The organism is Cohaesibacter sp. ES.047 (assembly GCF_900215505.1).
Taxonomy (GTDB): Bacteria; Pseudomonadota; Alphaproteobacteria; order Rhizobiales; family Cohaesibacteraceae; genus Cohaesibacter.
Map to the genome: position 1 here is coordinate 1,567,888 of NZ_LT907844.1, position 23,363 is coordinate 1,591,250.

Genomic DNA, 23,363 nt, shown 5'->3' on the forward strand with positions numbered 1-23,363 from the left:
CGGTCGGGACGAAAGCCAAAAAGAAAGGCATGAGCGGGCCTGAGGTTATGCGCTGTCTTGCGTCGTATTTTTCTCAAAGGGCTTGAGTTCCTCTCTGGACTGCCTGAGGAAATCTTGCAAATTCTCATCCAGATTGTCCTGGATTTGCGTTGCCAGATTGATCAGATCAGCCCCGTCGCCGCTCTCCGCTGCCTTTTCCGCAGCCTTGGCCAAGCCGTTGATCCATCTTGCGCCCACATGAGCGGATGCGCCCTTGATGCGGTGGGCGAGGGCGCTCGCTTCCTCGTAGTTCTGAGCGTGAGCCGCGTGAAACAGCTTGTCGGCGAGACCGGGCATTTCCGAGAGGAATAGCTCCAACACCCGGTGCGCACCTTCGATGCCAAGATCCTGTGCCTGCTCGGTCAGAGGACTGAGGCGATCGGCACCTGCCGGAGGCTTGCTACTGCGGGGAGCCAAGCCGATGGAGACGGCAATTGCATGTTCCAATTCTCTCAGCACATAAGGTTTTCCTACAAAGCCATCAAAGAGAATTTCACCCACATTGAGCCGTCTTGCGATCATGAAATCTGCCGTAACAGCCACAATGGGTACCGTGGCATTCATTTCGTCATCCAGTGAGCGGATCCTGCGGGCAGCTTCGATACCATCAAGTTCTGACATCGAAAGATCCATCAGGATCACGTCATAGATGTTCAGGCTTGCCTGTTGCAGCGCATCCAGCCCATTCGAAACCAGATCAATTGAGTGGCCCGCTTTCTCCAACATCGTTTGCACGATCAGAGCATTGACTGAATCGTCTTCCGCAACAAGGATAGTCAGAGGAGGCAGGTCATCATCTTCAGTCGCCAAGAGCTTGACGTCTTCGCATCGTTCATCGCAGGAAACCGGAAGATGGACCGTGAAGACAGTGCCGCCCTGTTCCGGGCATTGCACGCTGATCGTGCCGCCAAGAAGGTCAAGATAGCCCTTGCAGATGGCCAGTCCCATGCCGGATCCGCCAAACCGGCGTGCCATACTGTTGTCGGCCTGAGTGAAGGGTTCAAACAGCGTCGCCTGTGCCTCCTTGTCGATGCCGATGCCGCTGTCCTTGACGACGATTTCCAGATAGTGGCTGAAATCCTTGCTCTGCTTTTCATTCAGATCCACACACAGGGAGACTTCACCCTCCTTTGTGAATTTGACAGCATTGCTGAGAAGGTTTTGCAGGATTTGTACCAACTTGGCTTGGTCGGTGATGATGATATCGGGCACGTTAGGGGACACGACACGCGTGTAGACGAGGCTCTTTTCATGCGCGGTAGAAACAATGGTTGCTTCAGCGGCCTCGATCTGCTCGGTCAGGGAGAAGGGCACCTCTTCAATCTCAGCCCGTCCACTTTCGATGCGAGAATAGTCGAGCAGATCATCGAGCAACCGGCGCAACAGCATGCCGGACTGTGTCAAGGCACTGAGCCACTGCCTCTGTTCGCTTGTAACCTGACTTTCCTTGAGCAACTGAGCGGTGCCCAGAATTCCGTTGAGAGGCGTCCGGATTTCATGGCTCATTCTGGCAAGGAACGCCGTCTTGGCATGGTTCATCCGGCCTGCATAATCGATCAGTTCAATCCGCAACTCATTGATGCGCTGATTGAGACGCATTTCTTCCAGCGACCGGATTCGTAGTCTTTCCAGCGCGTCAGCAATGGCATGCAGTTCGTTCCTGCTCGTATCGGTTTTTATCGGGACCTGCAGATCGCCCTTGTTCATTCGGGCCACATCCAACGCCAGAGCTCTCAAAGGCAAGGAAAGCCGAAGCCTGACGAACCTTACGGTGAGGAAACCAAACGCCAGGCTAACCAGCAGGACGATCGCAGAAATGGCCCCGAGCAGAAGGGCTCTTTGCCGCTTTTCTTCTGCATAGGCAACTTCGTCATCAAGACTGCTGTATCCGATACCCAAAATGGACCCATAGGCTTCCAGACAGTTTTCGGACCATGCCTTGGCGTCATAGGCAGGCTTGCCGGAGCCCGATAGCCCGTTCAGCACTCTATCCATGACGAACTGCGTTTTGTGGGTCATTTTTCTGCCGTCAAGAACGCTCTGCTTCAACCAGAAGTCATCGGGATAATGTGAGGCGATCCTGTCAAGGCTGTTCCACAATTCTCGATAGGCACCCACATCCTCTCTCCAACGCTTCCTCTCTATGGGCGTAAGGGGTTTGTCATTCTGTACGGCTGGCCGGAAACGGGAGCATTGGCGGGCATAGCGATCACGAATGGCGTAGGAAAGCTCCCTGACCGTGACGAGATCGCTGAGATTGTTGTCGACGGTGCGCAATCGAGTGCCGACAATGTTGCTGGCACCAAGAATGGTGTCCGCATAGGCATAGATCATCTGACGCCATGGTTCGATGTTGATGACCGTGCGCTGATCGTACGGCTTTTCCAGTTCCGCATAGATTACCCGTTCTTGCTTCTTCAGGTGCTGATGGATCTCACTGAACTGCTGCAATAGCTCATCAACATTCGACAGGCCTGATTTCTTTAGGGATGCGACCGCTGTGCTATGAAGCCGGTTCAGATGGGCCAAGGAGCCGTCTACCGTTTTGCGCGGTTCCCGCTCCTGAATGAGCGCAACGCCGACGGTGCCGATTTCCACACGGCTCTTGGTCACCGTGCTGAAAAGCGTCCGGTCCAGCTCGGCGAGCTTCACAATGCGCTGATACGACGAAATATTGTGCCAGGCGAGCCCGGCAGCCATAATGGCAATGATGATGATGACGGAGACCGCGATCCATTGCAGAACAAGAACAGTCCGCGCAATAGAGTTTCTCAAAACAACTCTCCTGTGAATGGTGCAGTCATGGCCGTCATTGTGCGATTGGAAGGCGGAGGATCGGGGGGATGTGTGGCGCGACTGAAAACCGGCATCAACAGCCAACATGGGAGCCGTGCGGGCAGCGCATTTCATGCTAGAGTGATTGAATGAAAGAGCATTGATCACGATCAACGAGGTCGATTTCAATCTTCTGCTAAAGCTCTGAATTAACGATAAAATCAGCATTTACAAACGAGAATAATAACGGTCATGGCTACAGAAAACACGACGATGGGTAAGGCCCGTCTGCTGGAAATAGAAGGCGCAATTCGCCTGATCCAGGAACATATCGAGGGTTCGCAGGCGTATGAAACGGTTGCTCTTGCTGAGGCGCACGGCAGGGTCCTGGCCAAAGATGTGGTTTCAACCGTCAATGTCCCTCCCGCAGACGACAGCGCTATGGATGGCTATGCCTTGCGAAGCGACCGGCTTGATGAGGACGTGCCCAGCCTTTCATTGCCCATATTGCAGCGCATTCCGGCCGGCTATATCGGGGATGAAATGAAGAAGGAATCTGCTGCCCGGATCTTTACGGGCGCGGCGGTTCCCGCTGGAACGGATGCCGTGGTGATGCAGGAGATCTGTTCGGAGCAGGACGGCAAGGTGGAATTCAAGATGCCAGTCAAGGCGGGGAACAATATCCGCCGGGCAGGAGAAGACATTCAGGCTGGCGAAGTCATCCTTTCATCTGGATTGCGGATAGGGCCTGCGCATCTCGCACTTGCTGCCTCTGTCGGCGTTGCGCAGCTGACGGTCTTTAGGTCGGTCAAAGTGGCAATCCTTTCCACCGGGGATGAATTGCTCGAGCCGGGAGAGGAATTGCAAGCGGGCAAGAAATACAATTCCAATCGCTATGCTCTGATCGGTCTTCTGTCGCAGCTTGGGTGTGAGATCGTTGATTTCGGGCCAATCGAAGATACGCCTGAAGCCATCAAGGCCGCGCTGATCGAGGCGACCAATTCGGTCGATCTCATCCTGACGACAGGCGGTGTATCAGTTGGTGAAGAAGATCACGTGAAGGCTGCTCTGACTTCGCTTGGCGAGCTTCACATGTGGAAGCTGAATATCAAACCTGGTAAGCCCGTGGCCTTCGGAAGCGTTAACCAGACCCCTGTCATTGGTCTGCCGGGCAACCCTGTTGCAGCCTATATCACGTTCTGTTTGATTGCCGCGCCTACCATTCGTCACATTCAGGGGCGTAAGGATACGACCGCGTCGGTCTGGCGTCTTCCCGCTGGCTTTTCCCGTTCAAAACCGGGCAAGCGCCGTGAATATATCCGTGCGCGTGCGGTCGTCGGTGAGCACGGAACCATGGAAATCCAAAGCTTCCCTCAGCAGGGATCTGCGATCATGACGAGTGTTTGCTGGGCCAACGGTCTGGCAAACATTCCGGAAGGAAACACGGTTCAAGAGGGGGATATGCTCGATTTTCTGCCCTTTGAAACGCTGCTCGGCTGAGCCAGCTGTCTCTGTAAATGCCAAAACTGAATTGGAGCCGGTTGGTTGGAAACCGCACCGGCTTCAGCATTGGCCACCTGTCACAAGACAATCGGCTCATCGGCCATATCAATCGATTGACTAACCTAAAACAAGGGACAAACGGCCGGAAGGAAGCTTGGCTGCGTGATGGTCCTTCCGGCCGTTGCCCGCTCACCAATCGAGCGGAACCTTTACCGCGTGGAATAGGAGATGATGAAGCCGGCTCTACCGGCCGTCTGCATGAAAGGCTTTTTGGTATACTGAACAAAGACCGAGCCCAGCTTCATGCCTTCAATTTCGAGATTCTCGATGGGGCCGGACATCGCTTCCGTGTCTGCCCAAATCTCTCCCAGATAGCCCAAGTCGCTGTTTGGTTTATCGTAGTTGGTGCCATTCACACCGAACATATCCAACAACTCGTCATGAACCGATTGATAGGTCTGGGTCGGTGCTTTAGGCAGGTTCACATCACACGCTTTGTCGCCAAAGCGTTCCCCCAAAAAAAGCAACGCCTTTTGGCCATCGATCTCGCCCTCATAGGCATCGGTCATGAAGGGGACTTCCTTTTCCATTTGAAAGGATGTGAAGCCCATCTCTTCAAGCGGATCGCCGTCGAATGCACCAAAGCAAAGCTGGTTCGTCTTATCGAGCAGGCTTTCCGCGGCCACAACATTGGAAGGTGCCAGGACATTGGTGGCTGTAAGGGCAATGGCTGCGAGCGCCAAAGTCGTCGTTGTCTTCATTTTCATTTCTTTCTTGTCTTCAGAGTCTTATTCGAAATTGCGTAAGATCCAATCGAAAGCCCTAGCATGCCAGAGAGAAGTTGCGCCAACCTGACAATGCTCACCACCCCCTGAGGCTTCACTGAATATGACACTTTCTACAGAGCGGGCATTCGTGAGGCTCTTTTTGAACTCATCAACTTGCGACAGGGGAACGAAGTGGTCGATCTCACCGGCAAGGATCAGCACGTCACCCTTGATCTGATGGGCAACATTGGCGAGCGTGAAAGGACGTGCCGCGTCGACGAAGGCTTCCGGGCTCTGCACACCAAAGACCCATTGGCCATTTTCAAGCGCCCATGAAATGCCAGGCATTTTGGAATAGACGGGATGGTTGATCATGGGGCGAAACTTCTCGGCCACGGCGCCAAAGTCATACATCACGTCAAAGGCGATCACGCCGTCGATCCGGTCATCAAAGGCAGCAGCGCGTGGCGCAAGATAGCCCCCAAGGCTGATGCCCGTCAGGATGATCCGGTCATAGGCTGGATGCTTTTCAAGAAAATCATCAATGATGGCACTGGTTGGTTTTTCCCACTCGTGCGTGAAATACATTTGCTGCTCGCGCACCGGGCCAGACTGACCGGGGCCCTCATAAAGAAGCACGCTATATCCCCGCTCATTGGCAGCTTTGCCCATCATGAAATACAGCTCTTCCAAGGTGCCATCAAAGCCACCAACAATCATGATCAAGGGACGCTTCTCTCCGCCTTCTACAGGGAAGAAGATGCTTTTCAGAGAGCCGTTTTCATACGCGGTTTCATAGCGAAGATAAGCGATGGAATGATCATCCAGCCCCAGATCGAAACTGTCTATCTGTCTTTCCCAGGCAATAGCGCGGCGTTTATCCGTGGCAGACAAAAAGAACTCGGCCGTTCTCCAATAGGTGTGTGCCCGAAACCGGGCTAACCCACTGCTATTGGCATCGCCACACGCCTCTGCCAGATCTTCATTGTTCTGCGCAATGCGCGCAAAGGCGGCATACCAAGCATCGGCGTTGCCTGACGGGATGGTTGCGATCGCCTGCAGCACTTCGGCTATGTCTGCCGCGCCGGCACCGGCATCGCTCAGAACGCGCAGAGCCTGAAAGTGATAGGTTTGATCATCAAAGAGATGGCGAATGCCAAATGAAGGGGATGAATTTTCGTTAGAGCCTGACATGATCACGCCTCCGTATAACAGAAAAACAGCCGTATAGATCGCGCAAACGCAGCGTTGGTTTTTGATAAATTACGCCAATTTTTTGATTTTTCCCGCCATCTGCCGTATAGTCGAAACCAGACAGACCACAATGGAAACGCAAAATGTCCTCACTCAAAGCCCAGTCAGCCGCAGCCTTGTTTGATGCGCTCGTCGACCTCGCCTTAAAGGAAAACCTGATCTCCGCTTCGGAAGCGGTGCGTTTCCATCAAGCCACGGTGCGCAGACAGGACAGCGGCACCATTTCTCAAATAGAAGAGAAGCTTTTTCTCGACCTGCGGCCTCTTCTTGTCGAGCGTTGGGGTGGGCCAGAAGTGGGGGCGGTGTTGGCCTTGGGTGTGGATCTTTCCCGTCTTGGTACCATTGGTGAGCTGATCTTGCGCAGCGAGACGCCCCGGTCTGCCTTTTATCAGCTGTCCCGCTTCAATCGTTTGCTGTACCAGCGCTCATCCTTTGAGATACTCAATACGCCTCACCGTTTGATCATGACCCACAAGCATGCCTCAAGTGAGGAGAAGGCGACCCCTGAAGTCCGATTTGGGACGATCTGGGCTCTGGCCAACGTTGCACTTATTCCTGAGCAGGTCTTCGGCACCCCATTGTTTCCGATTTCAACCAGTTTTGACTTCCCCGCCCCTGATAACCTTGAGCCAATCCATCGCGTCTTTGGCTCTGCTGTGCTTTTTAACCAGTCGAGCGCGTCGATCACCTTTGATCAGGCCCGCCTGAAAGATATCCGCAATCCCATTTCTGTTGCCCTTTTCACAGCGCTGGAATCAGTCGCTGAAAAGGCGCTTGATCAGATCCCCGCCCTCGACAGTGTGGCTGCCTATGTTCGCCACCATGTCAAAGAACAGATGGCAGGCGCGGTCCTTCCTCAAAGCGCTGTAGCGTCTCTTCTGGGCATGTCCGTGCGTAGCCTACAAAGAAGGCTGATGCAGGAGGACATCTCTTTCAGGCAGATCGTGGATGACGTGCGTGCGGAAACGGCCCGCCACCTGCTGGCTGACGACAGGATCTCCTTGTCCGAAGTCGCCTTCCGGCTCGGCTATAGCGAGCAAGCGGCTTTCAATCACGCCGCGACGCGTTGGTTCGGAACGTCTCCAAGAGCGATGCGAAAAACGAGGACAAACGCATAGCGAAATCTGCTTGCTCCGAGAAGGCCGTTCCGCTCAGGTCTTCTAACATTTCACGCTAGTAGTTGTTTCACGGCATTGATCAGGAATTCATCCTCATAGTGAGCGGCTGCGAAAGACAGCCCTACCGGGCACCCGTTGGCCGCTAGCAGTGGGGCTGAGATTTCTGGAAGCCGCGCCACACCAGAAAAAGCGGTTATCGTCATGGTCCGGTCATAGAAATCCATAACCGCATCCATCGTGTTGAGCGTTCCCTTCTTCGGAGCGATGACAGGGGTCGTCGGAAAACAAATAACCGATCCTGGGGTAAGGTAAGCGTTGATCGCCGCAAAAAGTCGCTCACAATGCTCAAGGCTTTTCAGAGCTTCCTGCCTATTGAAAGACTGAACGTTGCCATAGGCCATGGAAAAGGTGAAACCGAGTTCCGGCTTTACCGTTTCAATCCAGTTTCCCACAGTGTTCTGGAATTCGAGCGTCTGCAAATCCCGTAGGGCCTTGAGATTGCAATCCCTGAGCTCGTATGCATTTTCGGTGATTTCGGAAAAGCTGACCGAGTGAACCGGAATGCCAGTTCGTCTGGATATTTCTTCAAGCTTCGCGTTGGCTTGATCCTGCACCTCAGGATCTGCGACACCGAGGGCATCGGTCAATACAAGAAGACGTTCGACTTCGGCTGGTTTCAGGCGTCCGCTGCGAAGGAGAACCTTCATAGGCATAGCGAGGTGAGCCAAACTATCCGCTAGAACGCCAACCGTGCTGACCGATGGCATGAAGGGGAGGACGCCGGCCTCCGATAGTCTATGAAGCGACGGTCTCATACCCCACAAACCGCATAGGCTGGCGGGTACCCGAATTGATCCACCTGAGTCAGTACAGATGGAGAAGTTCGCTATTCCATGCCCCACAGAAGATGCAGAGCCACTTGAAGATCCTCCGGGAATTCGATCCGGCGCTTTCGCATTGCGCGGCGTGCCAAAGAATTGGCTCTCGCCATCAAGGCTATAAGTGAACTCGTCCGCAACGACCTTGCCGACACATCGCGCCCCTTCAGCGAGTAGCTGGTCAACGCACACTGCATTCTCCATCGGAGGAAGGTGTGCTTCTCGCCAAGCGGGGCTTCCGTAAGATGTCCTGTGTCCTGCGATGTCGATATTGTCCTTGACCGTAAAGGTCAGCCCATCAAGGCTTCCTTCAGCCGAAGGGTCCAGCTTGAGAGCGGTCACAACGGAGCCAGATTTGTCCTGAAAATTGATGCTAGGCATTGCACGACTCTCCTTTTTGATCTTCGTTGAGACAACCATTTTCAGAGCGTCAAAGCAAAGAGAGAAGACGGCTTGTAACCCGTTCAGATGTCGCACCAATCAGGAGATCGTTGGTGAGTGACCGGATTGTGCACCCGATAGGAGCGCCCGGGCAGCGCGCCCTGCTTCTTCGACATAGGCCGGATCGCGATGCACCAGCATGATGGAGAAGGCTCCGTCGAGCAGGAGAACAATCTGGCGGGCTGTGGCTTCCGGCTGCGGGACGTGAGCCTCGACAAGCCTCTCCGTAAGCCAAGCCTCAAATTTCTTCTTGTGTGCGGCACCCACCGTCATGGCCGGATGGCCGGGCATGTTGGCAAGCTCGGCTGCTGTGCGCAGAAAACCGCAACCTCTCCATTTGGGGTGGCGAGATGACTTTGCCAGCGCGATGAAAATCGCCTCAACCTTATCCGCCACATTGCCTTCGGCTGCATCGAACCATGCTTCGAACTGCGCGAGATTTGGCTGATCCCGCGCGGTAAGATAGGCCGTGATGAGGTCATCCTTGCTCTTGAAATGGTAATAGAGCGTCTTCTTGGTAACGCCGGCTTTTTCCGCCACCGCATCAACACTCACCGCGCGGATCCCCTCGCGATAGAAGAGCCGGTTGGCCGCATCGATGATCCGTTCCCGGGCAGGCTTTGCAGGTGAAGGCATGCTCCCAACCTCGCTCAATTCCAGTATGTATACTGCCTAGTGAGTTTGCTTACAAACTGTCGCCCGCTAGCCTGTCTGTCAACCAAGAGAGGAGAGACACCATGCAAAGCAACGACATTGTCAGATTTGAACAGCAGGACCGAATTGCCGTCCTGACACTCAATCGCCCTGAAAAGCTCAATGCCATCAATTACGCCATGAATGATCGCCTGCTTGCCCTTCTCGACAAGATCGAAGGTGACGAGTCTATCGGCGCAATTGTCTTGACGGGGGCGGGCGAGCGAGCTTTCTCGGCTGGCGGAGACATTCCTCAGTTCAGCCATAGCATCCGGCGCGGCACCGATGAAGCGGTGCGAGACTTCTGTCGTCGCGGTCAGGCGATGACAGCGCGGATCGAAGCCTTCCCCAAACCGGTGATCGCCGCCGTCAACGGCATTGCCTACGGGGGAGGGTGCGAGATCACGGAAGCGGCCCATCTTGCCGTTGCATCAGATCAGGCAGTCTTTGCCAAACCGGAGATCAATATCGGCATTCCGCCGACATTTGGCGGGACGCAGCGTCTGCCGCGCCTTGCAGGGCGCAAACGAGCGCTTGAGCTGTTGTTGACCGGCGAGAGTTTTGGTCCGCATCGCGCTCAGGAACTGGGGCTGGTGAACAGAGTGGTGCCGCATGCGGATCTTTTGCCTGCAGCATTTGATCTTGCCAACCAGATCCTGCGCCATTCTCCGCTCACGGCGTCGCGCATTCTTTCCGCCGTGACCCGGGGCATCAACACGACAATCGATGAAGGCCTGCTGATAGAGCGAGAACAATTTGCCCGCATGTGCACCACGCAGGATGTGCTTGAGGGGCTTGAGGCGTGGATCGAGCGGCGAACACCCCTGTATACCGGACAGTAAGAGGCTTGATGGAAAACAATCAGGAAGCAAAGGAAGACACGATGGATCACCTGTTTGACTATGAGGCATCGTCAGGTCATCTGGTGCCGGTCTGGACAATTGAGATTCAGACCTTGCCTGAAGAGGTTGACCGTATTCTGGATGCGGTCATGTCTGTGCACCCACTCAGTTTTGGGCGCTACAATCGCAATGCAAGCATTTCGGCGGTTGGCAAAGAAACCTCTCAGCCAGCGGCAGCTTCAACGGCCGCCACGCATGAGGCTGGCTTCACAGCCGGGTCGACCGAGACCTACCCGATGGTGGAGCTGAAGATTTCCATTGAGCGGGATCTGAAAATCCTGTCCAGCGTCATGGATACAATCATCTACACCCATCACTATGAAGAGCCGGTCATATTTGTCAGGGAAGATTGGGCGAGCCGGGCGGCGTATGATCCGCAAAGCAAGAACCCCAATCGGTGGTGGAATAACGCCAGAGGATTGCCGGACCGTATCGACACTGCAAGCCAGGCTGGTGCGACCGGCGAGCGGGTGGTGCTTGGACCCTGTGGCAGCGGATTGCGCCAAAAATAAATGACAATGCTAATTTTACTGAATGTTTCAATTTCTCCGATAGGCTCCAGCATGAGGAAAGCCGATCGGAGTATATTGAATGGCTAGAGCCAAGCCAATCACCACCCAGAAACTCAAGAGTTGGTTTCTTGCCGGAGACAAGGATCTGGCCATGTTGCGCGCGCAATTGACCGTCCTGTCCGGTCAGTTGCCTTTGATGTATGGCATCCTCTTGATCAGCAGCTGGGTGCTTGCCAGCACCCATATGTCCATTGCGCCGGACTGGTTGACCCTTTACCCCCCCGCCATCGCCACGGTTATCGCTGTCTTGCGCAGCATTGACTGGTTGCGTCTGGACCCTGCTTCCCTCTCTAAGCAACAGGCTCTTACGCGCGTGCGAGGGGTGATCAAGTTGTCTGTCATCATCTCCATCGCCTTTACGTCCTGGTCCTTGATGCTATTTAAGTATGGGCATGCTCTGGACAAGGTCCACGTCTCTTTCTATATGGCCGTGACGGTCATATCCTGCATCTTCTGTCTGGGGTCTCTGCCACTGGCCGCCCTGATTGTTACCCTTGTGGTGAATGGCACCTTCGTGTGTTTCTTCCTGTTCTCAGACACGACCTTCTTTCAGGCTGCCGCGGTCAATGTGACGCTGGTTTGCATCGGCATGATGTTCGTAATGCGCCAGAGCTACTGTCATTTCTGCCACATGGTCGAAGAGCAGGCCCGCTCCAAACAGTTGATTGAGGTCAACGAACGTTTAGCCAACCGGGACAGCCTGACCGATCTCCCCAATCGTCGGGCCTTCTATAATGCCCTTGAGCGCCAGTGCATGGAGGCCTGCCAGAGTGAAAAAACCATAGCAGCAGGAGCCATCGATCTGGACGGTTTCAAGCCGATCAATGACATGTATGGCCACATGGTTGGCGACTTGTTGCTCAAGCAGGTCGGGCAGCGGCTTCAGACACTGGCGGATCATATCCCCGGCGTGGCTTTTTTTCGTGTGGGTGGGGATGAGTTCTCGCTCATTGTCAGCGACTCTGGTTCCAACGAGGATTGCCGCCTGATCGGTGAGCAGATCTGCGAGGTCATGCATCGCCCGTTCGATGTGGATGACAGCGAAGTCTCCATTTCCGCAACAGTCGGGATTGCCCAATTCGATCCAGAAAAGGACAGTTTTCAGGATGTCATGGAGAAAGCGGATTTCGCCCTGTATCGGGGCAAGCGAACCGAGCGCGGCACATGCACCATCTTCTCCGAACATCTGCATTGCGAACAGCGACGTGTGGTTCAGGTTCAGCACGCGCTAAAATCAGGGGCGCTCCCAGACGAGATTGCGCCAGTCTTCCAGCCCATTGTCGATATCGTCCATGATCGGATCATTGCAGTTGAGGCGCTTGCCCGTTGGAACTGTGCCTCTCTGGGCAACGTTGCGCCATCCGAGTTCATTCCCATTGCCGAGACCTCAGGCTGCGTTGCCGATATCACCAAAATCATGTTGGAAAAGAGCCTTGCCGCAGCAAGAGACTGGCCTAGCGCCTTGCAGCTATCGATCAACCTGTCGGCCATGGACGTCTCGAATGAAGAGCTGCTGATGTGGATATATCAGCGGATCGCCAGCAGCGACATTGCGCCCACGCGCATCAATCTGGAAGTGACCGAGACCGCCCTTGGTGCGGAATCGTCCAAGGTCGAGCAACATTTGCGCCTCTTCCGGCATCTTGGATGCGGCGTCTCTCTGGATGATTTCGGGGTTGGCCATTCCTCGTTATCACGCCTGCATCATCTGCCGCTGACCAAGATCAAGATCGACAAGAGCTTCGTGACCGATCTTCATCGCGAGGCGCGCAATTTCAAGATCGTCAAGTCGCTGCTCACCCTTGCCAGAGACATTGAACTGGATTGCATCGTTGAAGGAGTGGAGACCGAGCAGGAACTGACGCTCTTGCGCGAATTACAGGTCAAAATGGTTCAAGGCTATTACTATTCCAAACCCGTGACTCAGGAGCACCTGATTGAGCTTCTGTCACAAAACGACGATCTCTCCGCCGAAGGTATCCGTCAGAGCGCCTGATCCCGGTAGTTTGCAGTGATGGATTGGAATAGATATTCAAAGGCGGGCAAATGTATCCTGAACTCCTGAGATCAAGATGCACCTCCCATTGCCTCTCATCGGATGAGACCTATCCTCTTGCCCTGAGCGCTGCGGTGATTGGCAAACGCGCGGCGGCTAGCGCGGGCAGGGCGCCACCAATGGCTCCGATCAAAAGGCCGACCAGTCCCGCCTTGATGATCACCTCATCACTGACCACCAACTGAAATGCCATTTGGGCATTGTTGGCCCCAAGGGTGCTGGCTTGCCAACCGTTGAAGACAATCCAAGAAGCTCCGAGCCCCAGTGCAACGCCGAGGATTGCCAGTAGCATCGCTTCAAGCCATGCGGCCAGAAAGTCAGAGATGCGGTTGAAACCGAGCGCACGAAAGGTGGCGATTTCAACTGTTCGGTCGGCAAGCGAACTCATCATGGTGTTGAGCGCTCCTGCCGAGGCACCGATGGCCATCAGCAACGCAACAGGCCAGCCAAACAGGCGGATCAGGCGGGTTGTCCCGGCGGCCTGATCGGCATAAAGCGCTGCTTCTGTAACAATCGTCAGGGGACTTGGGGAGAGGCCGGACACCGCTGTCTGCAGTTTGGAAAGGGCCTGATCTTGCGGAGCTTCCAGCCGCATTCGAAGGCTTTGTATAGCACCGGGCCTGTCGAACGCTGCACGGACGGCGTCGAGATCACCCCAGATTTCGGATTCAAAGACGCTGCCATGCGCGGATATGTGCCCGACAACGGTCCATGTCACCGGACCCAGCTGCACCTTGTTGCCAACGGCGAAGACCGGATAGGTGGCGGCCAGTTGATCGCCGACCATGATTTCGCGGCTGCCGGGGGTGAGTAGACGCCCTGCTGAAAGGCTGACGCCATCGCGAAGGGAGGGGCCAGATGGGTCCATGCCGCGCAGGGCCAGCATGTCGCCTGCTGTCGTTGCCCCGTCCGCGCGATACTGCACAGGCGCAATGATTTCTCGCGACAGAATCGGGATGCCCGCCTTGTCGCGGAGCACGCCTATGTCGCCCGATAGCGCCATGATTTTGCGCACTGTATCGGACGAAAGGTCTGAATTGGCCTCGCTATTGGTGCCGCCACCAAGAATGATTGCAATCTGGCTCGATCCCGCGCTCTTGAGCGCGCGCTCAAAGCCTTGCGCCATGGCCAGAAATCCGCACAGGACACAAACGACCAGCATGATGGATCCGACCATCGAGAGGGAAATCGCAAGACGTCGCGGCAGGCTGAGAAGGGTGGCGCGGCTCGTCGCCACACATTGTCTGATAAAAAACTGCATGGGGATTACCTCGTTTTAAAAGCGGACAGGATCGGCGTGCGCATGGCTGACAAGGCTGGCAATAGGCCAGCAATCAGACCGAGCAGGACAATGAAGAGCGCGGATTGAAGAGCGGTGGACAGTCCAAGCACGAGCCCCAGCTCTAAAGGAGCGACAAGGCTCGTCACTTTCGCAAGCCCAAGGCCTATGAGACCGCCGACAACAAAGACCAATAGAGCCTCGGCAAGCACCATGAGTAGAATATGCCAAGAGCGAAGGCCGAGCACTTTCAGCACGCCGATCTCGAAGCGACGCTCGCGCAAGGCGAAAATCATGGTGTTGGTGACGATCATCAACAGCGTGATGAACGAGGCGCCAACCACCAGCGTGACCACCTGTTTGACATCGGCATATTGGCTGAGAAAGGCGCTCAGAAACTGCTTTTCCGACATGGTCCGGGTCGGTGCGGCAGAATTGGCGAATAGCGCGTCAATGTGGGCTGCCAGCTTTTGCGGGGGGACATTGGCTGCCGGTTTGAGAGCAAAGGTCGATGCCGTGTCTGCCCCGCGCTCCCTGCCCAGATTGATATAATCATATTGGGCAATCATGAAATAGGTGTCTGTGCTGGGACTGGCACCGTCAAAAACACCGGCAATCTCAAAATGCCAGTCAGGATCTACGCCGCCATGTTTGACATGGAAGGCCTTCAAGGTCAGACGGTCACCAACTGTCCAGTTTTGTGCTGTTGCCAGCGCCCGCCCGACAAGCACTTTGTCGCGTCCGGATTGAAGCGCCCCGCCTAAAGCGGGCGTGAGGCCCATCTCCTTGCCATTCACTTCCATCAGCCGCGCCGGATCCCCTGCGGAGACGGCAATGACATTGCGGGCATCACCGATGCTGCCACGCAGTCGCATGACGGGGCTGACCGCAGCCACGCCACCCAGTGCTTCAATGCGGGGCAAATAGGCCATGGGCAATGCGCCGCCGGTGGCGCTCATCACCCCCAGAAGCGTATCACTGGCCGCCTCTGTGCCTTGGGTGCCGTTGATGAAACTGGCCGTGACGCCATGGATCAGAAAGGCCATGCCCACTGACAGGATCAGCAACAGGCTACGGACGGGGTTGCGCAGGGCACTTTTGCGCGCAAGGCTGAAAAAACTCATGACGCCATCTCCATCTGTTCGATAAAGACGCCTTTGTCGAGATGCAGCGTGCGGCCAGCCTTGGCCGCGGCCTCCCCATCATGGGTGACCATAACGATGGTCTTGCCCAGCTCCCGGTTGAGGAACCCCAACATCGCCAACACGTCGTCGGCTGATTTCCGATCAAGATCACCGGTCGGCTCATCGCACAACAGCAGCGCCGGATCACTGACGATGGCGCGGGCGATGCCGACACGCTGCTGTTGGCCGCCGGACATGGAGGCAGGATTTTGCCGCCCCCGACCGCCAAGGCCGACAAGGTCGAGCACTTTTTCCACGCGATCCCGTCTTGCTCGCGCTGACAACGGTTTCAAAAGCAAGGGCAATTCAACATTTTCCGCCGCATTGAGCATTGGCAGAAGATTATAAAACTGAAAGACGATGCCGAGTTGATGCGCGCGCCAGCCGGAGCGCGCCGCTTCCCCCATATGGTCGAGCCGTTGTCCATTGATGTGGATCTGGCCTTCATCGGGGCGGTCTATTCCGGCGAGCAGGTTAAGAAGGGTCGATTTGCCCGAGCCGGATGGTCCCATCACAGCGACAAACTCGCCGCGTTCGATGGTCAGATCCATCTTGTCAAAGATGGTTAGCTGTTCCTTGCCCGTCCGGTAGCCTTTGGTGACCTTGCGAAGGGCGATAAACGGGTCTGAATTGCTGTGTCCAGTCATGGCTGTTGAGTTCCTTGTTGCTGGTTGGGGGAGGGGTCTGGTTTGGTCAGAGTGATGCGAATGCGGGCAGCCATGCCAGGGCGGATGCCTGCCGGCGGATCTTTCGGCACAAGCCGAAGGCTGACGGTGCCCTTGGCGCTGTTGACCTCTGGTGCGATGCGCTGGACGGCGACCGCAAAAGGCTTGTCGGCAAAAGCGTCCAGAGTGGCTTCTCCCACCTGACCGGAGACGAGGCCGCCAACCGCCTTCTCCGCCACATCGGCATCGATCACCAACTGGTCAAACCGGGCGATCGTGACAAGTCCGCCAGAGCGAATGGCGTCGGAAAAATCCGGCACTCTGTCGCCCTTTCTCGCGGTGACTTGCAGCACGGTGCCTGAAATGGGCGCGCGAATGGTAAGATCGGCAAGCTTTGCCTCAGCTTCCCTCAGGTCAAGCGCGCTCTTGTCCGCAGCAACGCGGGCCTGCTCCACCATGTTTGCCGCCTCAAGGGCCGCAACTCTCGCTCGTTGAAGATCTGTGTCCGAGACGAACCCGCGTTCGTTCAGCCCAATGGCGCGTTTGAAGGTGGCGTCCTTGTCAGAAGACGCGATGCGGGCCGCTTCAAGGGCGAGTGTGGCAGCCTTTCTTGAAGCTGTGGCTTGTTGCACAGCAAGGCGGAGATCGAGATCGTCAAGGGTGATGAGCGCTTGGCCAATGGTGACCGTATCGCCCGGTTTGACGGAGACCGCTGTAATCTGCCCCGCATATTGGGCGAAGAGCGTCACTTTGTCGGGCGCAATCACATAGCCCGAGCCGGTCACCTGTGCCGGGATTGCCGCCGGAGGCATGGACTGGAGGGCGTTGTCCTTGCTCGCCTGCATTGATGAAGGCGTGGTTTGCAGCGCCGTTTGGGTGAGTGGGTTCTCAATAGGCGCGCCCAGCATTTCGTAAAAGGCAGCGGGCAGATCGGGCTTAAATAAAGCGACCGATGCTATGGTGAGGAATGCGCCAGCCGTCAGCAAAAGCGTTTTTTTGCTGAAGAATGCGTGCCTCGCCGAGGATGGCGTTCTGTTCGTCGGCGGATCGACGGGGTCATTGTCTGAGAGAGCGCGCAGCGTCTGGGCAATTTTGCGCTCCTGTTCGGTGATCATGTTCATCCTATCGAGGTCCGGTGTTGGTGTGTGTGCTTGACACAGCCAACATCGGCTCCGCACCACAAAGGTGCGACCTCAATCATGAAATGATACGAACTGAATCGCGATTTAGTCCATTCTCAAGCCTGCTCGACGGGCTAGCCTGCCTGCTGCCCTCCAGCCCCGCGCCTTGCGCCACTGTAAGGGCGTCATGCCCGTCACACGGCGGAATTCTCGGTTGAAGTTGGATTTGGTCTGAAACCCGACGTCGAACATGATGGTAGTTACTGGCGCCGTCTCGGTCAGAAAACGCTCGCAGGCTTCTGCGATGCGGTAATCGTTGACATATTGTGAGACATTCTTGCCCGTGCTTCGATTAATCGCTGCCGATATCTCTCGTGAGGGGATGATGGCTTTTCGCGCAAGGCGATCAAGGTTGAGATCCAGATCACGATAAATATGTTTTTCGGTCATTAATATTTCGATGGTTGCCATGGTTCTAGCATCTTCCTCGTCTTGGAAGTCCGCATTCTCGTCCTCTTGCGCCGCGTCATCCGAGCCACGAAGCGAGCCGGGTGCCGCGCGGCTACGGCTGGCGACTGCAACCGCAATCGAGAGAAACAAAAGAGTGCTGATGCTGCCCATTGTGGCGGCCAGCGCCATCCAGTGTGCGTCGTAAAAGATGGCATTGACACTGATGAGAGTATCAAGGCTGGCCGAGAATATCAGGACGAACGCGCTATATAGAAGCGCACGATGTGCCGAGCCTGCGCTCTCCAGCGAGGCAAGGCGAAGTTCATCAGGGCCGCGCCTTACCCTGTAAAGGATGAGCATCGCATAGATGATGAAGATCAGAATGATCGTTGCGTCGATGAACTGTCGCAAAGGAACCAGCAGCAGAACCAGCATGATGGCAGGCGGCAGGGCATGCGGCATGAGCGCGACCAAGTTCTGCTTTTGCACCGAGCCGGTAAAATGCAGGGCGCCGCGGTAGACAAACACAGGCATTGCACTTGCGATCAGCGGAGCGACTACGTCCGCCCATTGTACATGATAGCCGAAGCGCAAACCGATCAGCATCGATTGAACCGCCGACAACAGGATCAGCAGCAGAAAAGGCCAGTTTCGTGGCTGTTCTTCATTGGTCCATATCATCAAGACAAACAGGATGACCAGAGGCAAGGTGACAACAAAGGAAAGCGGGACAAAAATCATGAAAGTCTGACGCGTTTCGGTTCGAGTAAAGTGGATATCGTCAATTCTTGAGTTGCATGATCAGGACAGTTGCACAACCGCCTTGTGAGTTAAAAGCCGCCCCGTGTTCAAAAAAATACACCATCAGACGAAAGGCTCCTCACCCTAAATGCAAAAATGCTGCGCTTTGCTCGAACTGTAGGAATTGGGTAAGCGTATTTGCAACATATACTTGCCGACGAGTGACCGGTAAGAGCCCATCTAACGGATGCTGCAACGCACGAATGGCTGCTTTGGCAAAACGTTGCCTTACGGGCGATATGCCCTATACTAACCTTAGAAACAGAAAGGGGCGGCAATGACGCTAGAACAGCTACTGATCTTCCTTCCGGCGGCGCTGCTTCTAGGTGCCTCACCGGGAGCAAATAACCTTCTGGCCTTCATTTCTGCAACCAAAGCAGGTTGGTTGCGGACCGCTAAGGGTATTTTCGGTCGTCTGGCCGCGTGGGCTGTCCTTGTTGTGTTGGTCTCTCTGGGCCTCGATGTCTTGCTCCGCGCTTCCGAACTCGCCTTTGTCGCGCTGAAGTGGGTCGGCGTTGCGTATCTTTTTTACCTCGCGTGGCAATTCTGGACTGCGGATGTCTCGACCGAGATCGAAGCTCCCGAGGTTTCGATGCTGATACGTCGGGAATTTTTCACGCTGATGGGTAATCCCAAGGCTTACCTCCTACTCACCGCTTTCATTCCGCAATTTGTGAATGATGGCGCTGCGTTAATGCCGCAGCTCTTTGTACTCGGCGCCCTCTATTTGCTGGTCGAAGGCGTGGCCGCGCTGCTGTGGGTGTCGGCAGGAACTCTGGTCGGAGCGCGTGCCCTTACCCCTCTACGGCGCAGGATCATCAACCGCGCCTCGGCTGGTCTGATGGGGACCGCCGCGCTTCTTCTTGCGCGAACGGAAAAGGCCGCTTAGCGCAGCGAGCAGACATTCTCAGCATTTGGGTGGCCGGCAGCTTCGTCTAGGGTTTGTTGCTGCTAGATGTGTGTCATCCAGCGGCGATAAATCTGACAAGGAGGAAAGCGCGGGTTGGATTTTCTATGGGGATAGTAAGCTAGGTGTTCGGTCCCGGGATTTGATGGATCGGATTCATTTTGAATCTTTCCGGATCCTCTGTCCACTTTTTGCAGATAAATTCGTATGGGGTCAGGCCCCTTAGCGTCTTCAATCGTCTAGCGAAGTTGTAGGCATCTATGAAAACAGCCAGATGCTTCTGGAGTTGCTCGTGATCGTCGTAATGGAACCGTTTGACGGTGGCATCCTTAATAGTCCGGTTCATCCTCTCGACCTGACCGTTGGTCCATGGGTGCTTCACTTTTGTCAGGCGGTGTTCAATGCCGTTTCCAGTGCAGACCCGGTCAAAGATGTGCTGGAACTCATGGAGATCGCGAGACCGATTGGTGAACTGGATGCCATTGTCGGTCAGAACAGTATGGATGGTATAGGGCACAGTGGCGACCAGATTGCGCAGGAACTGTGCAGCATTCATCTTTCCTGCCTTGGTATAGAGTTCAACGAAGGCATACTTGGAAGTCCGGTCAATAGCCACAAAGAGATAGAGCTTGCCTTCAGCTGTCTGTACCTGGGCAATATCGATATGGAAATAGCCGATCGGATAGCTCTTGAAACGCTTCTTTGGCTGCTTGTCGCCTTCGACACTCGGTAGTCGCGAAACTCCGTGTCGTTGCAGGCATCTGTGCAGTGAAGAGCGCGTCAGATGCGGGATTGTCGGCTGGAGTGCATAAAGGCAGTCGTCGAGAGGCAACAAGGTATGCCTGCGGAAGGCGACAATGGTCGCTTCTTCTTGCCGCGAAAGCACAGTCGAACGTGGCTCCTTCGGTCCGGTTCTTAAGTCCGCTTGTGAGGTGCGCGTCTTCCACTTGACGACCGTTTTCTGATTGATGCCGTATCGCTTGGAAAGCACTCTCAGGCTCTCTTGACTATTTTGTATTGCTCGACGGACTGCCTCTGTCGTCGTGGCGCTGCCGTGTAGAACTTGGCCCATAGTGCTTCCCTCCATTCAAATGAGAAAGGTGCACCATCAAAGCATGGGATCAAACAGCTAGGGGCTTGCGATGAGTTGTGCCTTTGTGGCTCCGATCTGACGGCGAAGAGAGCATTCCAGCCAGTTTCTCAGGCCAGTTATTGTTGAATGGCGTTTCATTTTCTCTTTATCGATGCTCGCGAGCTCAAATTCTTTATGACAGGCCGCATTGATTTGTCCGATGCCCTGCATTTGCAAGGTCGGGTATGATGGGCTCATCATGCAGCATCCTTCCATGGCGGTGCGCGAGATCTTGGCAATTGTCCGCGCACACAGATTTCAATGATGCGCATCGTTGCTCCGCATTCGGGACAATGCCAGTTTGAGCTTTGTCTTTCACACTCTTCTTCTTGGCTGGTGTTCTCCACCTGGCCATCATTTGGTCCTGCATGAAGCAAAAGCCTGATGGTTTTGATCCGCGCACGCTGAAGCAACCTGTCGCGTTCGACATTCTCGGCCAGTTGCCGCGTTACATCCTCGAACGTGACGGTGAACCCGCTCGGAGCGGTTTCATCCTGATTGAGCAACAGGGAAACCCGGCCCTGAAGGGTGTGGCGACCGTCTGCGGTGGCGCAGATGACCATCTGGCTGAGGCCGTCGGGATGATGTCTGTGGCGTGCGGTCTCGAAGCGATGGCTGAGCCGGTCGAGGGCATGGCGGAAGGGCGCAGCCGAGACCACCGAGAACAGCGAACGCCCGAGGCCCATTTCGCCAGAGACATGCAGGATTTGCAGGGCGCGGCGGTTGTAGAGCAGGATCCTGTTGTCGAGGTTGCAGATCAGCACCCCCTGATCCAGCTCTTGAAGCACGCTTTCAAGGCGCTGCTTCTGCCTGCTGGCGCTGGCGGTTGCTGCCGCCACTTGACTGTCGGTTTCCTCTCTTGCCTCGACAAGCGCGGCCGAGATTTCGCGAATGGCAGGATTGAGAAAGCCGAGATACTTGCCTGTTTCACCGGTCAGATGCTGGGGGGCTCCGGCGTGAACCAGCGAGCGCACATCCTTGACAATCAGGTCTATGGGCTGGGCGACGTTGATGTCGAACTTCTGCCAGACCCAGAAGGACACAAAGGCGATGCCAAAACAGGCGAGACCGCCAGAGAGCACCAGATGCGGCAGGGCGTCAGACCCGATGCGCTGGAGCGCAAAATAGAGCGCGGCCATCAGAATGGCCGATGACGCCACGACGATCAGGGCAAAGAAGAGAAAAATGCGAACACGCAGGCTAAGGCGTTCCAGTCTGGTCATGGCATGGTATTCGGTGTTGGTCGAGAGAAGCGGTCGGTCTGCAAACACCGGCGATCAGAGGTCAGGCGCAAGCGGGATGCTGGGTGTTGTCCGCGAGAATAGTCTCGACGGTCTGAACGATTGAGAACATCGAAAAGGGTTTGCTGAGATAGGCATCTGCACCAACCGCAAGGCCTTTCTCGATTTCAATGTCCCGACTGCGGGCGCTCATCATGACGATCTTGACGTCATGCATTTTGGGTTCGCTGCGCAACGTCTGGCAAACATCATAGCCATCGCGGCCCGGCAGGCACACGTCCAGCAGGATCAGGTCAGGATGATGAGCGGCGGCTGCGTCCAGAGCCTTCTCGCCATCGTTGGCTACGGTTACGTCATAGCCTTCGGCTTTCATGAGATGCTCAAGGGCAAAAGCGATGGACGCTTCGTCGTCAACGACAAGGATTGATTTGGCCAATTCGGTGCTCCTCCCAGAAACCGGTCATGACATGATGGGCCGAGTATCGCGATTAGCCCCACACAGCGCAATTGGCGATTCGGGGCAGCGAGGAGGGGAGGGTGGGGGAATGTCCGCTTCGAGCCCAAGGACGAAGCCGCTCGCGCGGCAAGGGTGCACTGGGGAGGCTCCGTTAACCCTCTGAGATAAGTCTGTTTTGCGATCATCGCCGTCTGTCTGACGATTGAGGAGTTCTCAATCATCAGACAGGAGGTTTCCATGACGGAGGAGAGAACCACACCCTTACGCCAACGAATGATCGAAGATATGCGCATACGCGGAATGGGCGACAAAGCACAAAAGGCCCATATCAGGGCAATCAAGGATTTTGCAGCTTTTCTTGGCCATTCCCCGGAAGTCGCCACTCCGGAAGAATTACGGGCCTATTAACTTCACATGACTGATGCCGGTATAACACCGACAACCTTCAATGCCCGTATTGTGGCGCTCCGTTTCTTTTTCACCATGACCTGTGACCGCGAGGAGATTAAGCGGTATATGCAGTTCCGCAGAGAGCCGCGCAAGCTGCCTGTGGTTCTGAGCATTGAGGAGGTTTCAGATCTGCTGATGGCCGCACCAGGACCGGGCCTGAAGTATCGTGCTGCGCTCAGCATCGCCTATGGGGCCGGGCTGCGTGCTTATGAGGTTTGCAATCTCAAGGTTTGTGACATCGACAGTGACAGGATGCTGATCCACGTCGAACAGGGCAAAGGAGGCAAGGACCGCAAGGTCATGCTGTCTCCGGGCTTGCTGCATCTATTGCGAACCTATTGGCACGAAGCTCGCCCGGGAGGTTGGCTGTTTCCGGGTAAGCCCACAGTGAATCCTATTTCACCACGACAATTGAGCCGTGCCTTCGGGGCGGCGAAGAATATGGCCGGGATCCGGAAGACCGCGACCCTGCATACATTGCGGCATAGCTTTGCCACTCATCTGCTCGAAGCCAACACGGATGTGCGGGTGATACAGGTCTTGCTCGGCCATGCCAAGCTGTCCACGACAGCGCAGTATACCCATGTCGCCACCAAGACAATCCGAGACACCGTCAGTCCCTTTGAGATGCTGGCCAGCTTGCAGGATCAAACCGTGAAGCGAAGCCTGGAATAAGCG

Annotated in this window: 20 protein-coding genes and 1 pseudogene; 7 read left to right on the plus strand and 14 right to left on the minus strand. The window is 55.5% G+C overall.

Features of this window, described 5'->3' with window-relative positions:
* Window positions 1-45: 45 nt before the first annotated feature.
* Entirely contained in the window at window positions 46-2,814 is a 2,769-nt protein-coding gene (locus tag CPH65_RS07035; protein ID WP_172891474.1) for an ATP-binding protein, read from the minus strand.
* 252 nt (window positions 2,815-3,066) lie between these two features.
* On the opposite strand from CPH65_RS07035, the gene glp reads away from it, so the two are divergent.
* Complete coding sequence (gene glp / locus CPH65_RS07040) at window positions 3,067-4,314, plus strand: gephyrin-like molybdotransferase Glp (RefSeq protein WP_197703975.1); 1,248 nt, start codon at window positions 3,067-3,069, stop codon at window positions 4,312-4,314.
* Window positions 4,315-4,526: 212 nt separating this feature from the next.
* Here glp and CPH65_RS07045 read toward each other — a convergent pair whose 3' ends face one another.
* Window positions 4,527-5,078 carry a hypothetical protein gene (locus CPH65_RS07045; protein ID WP_096172843.1) on the minus strand — a complete coding sequence of 184 codons (552 nt, stop codon included), beginning with the start codon at window positions 5,076-5,078 and terminating at the stop codon, window positions 4,527-4,529.
* Window positions 5,079-5,105: 27 nt separating this feature from the next.
* Window positions 5,106-6,278 (minus strand): S9 family peptidase, encoded by a 1,173-nt coding sequence (locus CPH65_RS07050; RefSeq protein WP_096172844.1) that lies wholly within the window; start codon window positions 6,276-6,278, stop codon window positions 5,106-5,108.
* A 143-nt stretch (window positions 6,279-6,421) separates the two neighbouring features.
* Here CPH65_RS07050 and CPH65_RS07055 point away from each other — a divergent pair, with 143 nt between their 5' ends.
* Window positions 6,422-7,456, plus strand: a complete 1,035-nt coding sequence (locus CPH65_RS07055; protein WP_096172845.1) for an AraC family transcriptional regulator — start codon at window positions 6,422-6,424, stop codon at window positions 7,454-7,456.
* 50 nt (window positions 7,457-7,506) lie between these two features.
* On the opposite strand, the gene CPH65_RS07060 is transcribed toward CPH65_RS07055, so the two are convergent.
* Window positions 7,507-8,715 carry an amidase family protein gene (locus tag CPH65_RS07060; protein ID WP_096172846.1) on the minus strand — a complete coding sequence of 403 codons (1,209 nt, stop codon included), beginning with the start codon at window positions 8,713-8,715 and terminating at the stop codon, window positions 7,507-7,509.
* Between the two features lie 99 nt (window positions 8,716-8,814).
* Window positions 8,815-9,411 (minus strand): TetR/AcrR family transcriptional regulator, encoded by a 597-nt coding sequence (locus tag CPH65_RS07065; protein ID WP_096176281.1) that lies wholly within the window; start codon window positions 9,409-9,411, stop codon window positions 8,815-8,817.
* Window positions 9,412-9,512: 101 nt separating this feature from the next.
* Here CPH65_RS07065 and CPH65_RS07070 point away from each other — a divergent pair, with 101 nt between their 5' ends.
* From CPH65_RS07070 to CPH65_RS07080, 3 genes are all read left to right on the plus strand, one after another.
* Window positions 9,513-10,310 (plus strand): crotonase/enoyl-CoA hydratase family protein, encoded by a 798-nt coding sequence (locus tag CPH65_RS07070; RefSeq protein ID WP_096172847.1) that lies wholly within the window; start codon window positions 9,513-9,515, stop codon window positions 10,308-10,310.
* An 8-nt stretch (window positions 10,311-10,318) separates the two neighbouring features.
* Window positions 10,319-10,882 (plus strand): hypothetical protein, encoded by a 564-nt coding sequence (locus CPH65_RS24255; RefSeq protein WP_197703976.1) that lies wholly within the window; start codon window positions 10,319-10,321, stop codon window positions 10,880-10,882.
* Window positions 10,883-10,961: 79 nt separating this feature from the next.
* Complete coding sequence (locus CPH65_RS07080; RefSeq protein WP_096172848.1) at window positions 10,962-12,938, plus strand: bifunctional diguanylate cyclase/phosphodiesterase; 1,977 nt, start codon at window positions 10,962-10,964, stop codon at window positions 12,936-12,938.
* A 109-nt stretch (window positions 12,939-13,047) separates the two neighbouring features.
* Here CPH65_RS07080 and CPH65_RS07085 read toward each other — a convergent pair whose 3' ends face one another.
* The 5 genes from CPH65_RS07085 to CPH65_RS07105 all read right to left on the minus strand — a co-directional run bounded on the left by CPH65_RS07085 (window position 13,048) and on the right by CPH65_RS07105 (window position 18,438).
* Entirely contained in the window at window positions 13,048-14,259 is a 1,212-nt protein-coding gene (locus CPH65_RS07085; RefSeq protein ID WP_096172849.1) for an FtsX-like permease family protein, read from the minus strand.
* Window positions 14,260-14,264: 5 nt separating this feature from the next.
* Window positions 14,265-15,401, minus strand: coding sequence for an ABC transporter permease (locus tag CPH65_RS07090; RefSeq protein WP_096172850.1), 1,137 nt, complete (start codon window positions 15,399-15,401; stop codon window positions 14,265-14,267).
* Complete coding sequence (locus CPH65_RS07095) at window positions 15,398-16,108, minus strand: ABC transporter ATP-binding protein (RefSeq protein WP_096172851.1); 711 nt, start codon at window positions 16,106-16,108, stop codon at window positions 15,398-15,400. Before CPH65_RS07095 ends, CPH65_RS07090 begins: the two co-directional genes overlap by 4 nt.
* A complete protein-coding gene (locus tag CPH65_RS07100) occupies window positions 16,105-17,247 on the minus strand; it encodes an efflux RND transporter periplasmic adaptor subunit (protein ID WP_096172852.1) in 1,143 nt (380 codons plus the stop codon). Before CPH65_RS07100 ends, CPH65_RS07095 begins: the two co-directional genes overlap by 4 nt.
* Window positions 17,248-17,352: 105 nt before the next feature.
* Window positions 17,353-18,438 carry an AraC family transcriptional regulator gene (locus CPH65_RS07105; protein WP_096172853.1) on the minus strand — a complete coding sequence of 362 codons (1,086 nt, stop codon included), beginning with the start codon at window positions 18,436-18,438 and terminating at the stop codon, window positions 17,353-17,355.
* A 337-nt stretch (window positions 18,439-18,775) separates the two neighbouring features.
* On the opposite strand from CPH65_RS07105, the gene CPH65_RS07110 reads away from it, so the two are divergent.
* On the plus strand, window positions 18,776-19,387 hold the full coding sequence (locus CPH65_RS07110; RefSeq protein ID WP_096172854.1) for a LysE family translocator: 612 nt from the start codon (window positions 18,776-18,778) through the stop codon (window positions 19,385-19,387).
* 139 nt (window positions 19,388-19,526) lie between these two features.
* Here CPH65_RS07110 and CPH65_RS07115 read toward each other — a convergent pair whose 3' ends face one another.
* From CPH65_RS07115 to CPH65_RS07130, 4 genes are all read right to left on the minus strand, one after another.
* Window positions 19,527-20,477: an IS481 family transposase gene (locus CPH65_RS07115; RefSeq protein WP_096171912.1), complete on the minus strand. Its 951-nt coding sequence runs from the start codon at window positions 20,475-20,477 to the stop codon at window positions 19,527-19,529.
* Between the two features lie 57 nt (window positions 20,478-20,534).
* Window positions 20,535-20,738, minus strand: coding sequence for a hypothetical protein (locus CPH65_RS07120; RefSeq protein WP_096172855.1), 204 nt, complete (start codon window positions 20,736-20,738; stop codon window positions 20,535-20,537).
* Window positions 20,735-21,760, minus strand: a complete 1,026-nt coding sequence (locus CPH65_RS07125) for a PAS domain-containing protein (protein ID WP_096172856.1) — start codon at window positions 21,758-21,760, stop codon at window positions 20,735-20,737. Before CPH65_RS07125 ends, CPH65_RS07120 begins: the two co-directional genes overlap by 4 nt.
* Before the next feature lie 61 nt (window positions 21,761-21,821).
* Window positions 21,822-22,214, minus strand: a complete 393-nt coding sequence (locus tag CPH65_RS07130) for a response regulator transcription factor (RefSeq protein ID WP_096172764.1) — start codon at window positions 22,212-22,214, stop codon at window positions 21,822-21,824.
* Window positions 22,215-22,472: 258 nt separating this feature from the next.
* Here CPH65_RS07130 and CPH65_RS07135 point away from each other — a divergent pair.
* A pseudogene (locus tag CPH65_RS07135) lies at window positions 22,473-23,360 on the plus strand (tyrosine-type recombinase/integrase).
* Window positions 23,361-23,363 lie beyond the last annotated feature (3 nt).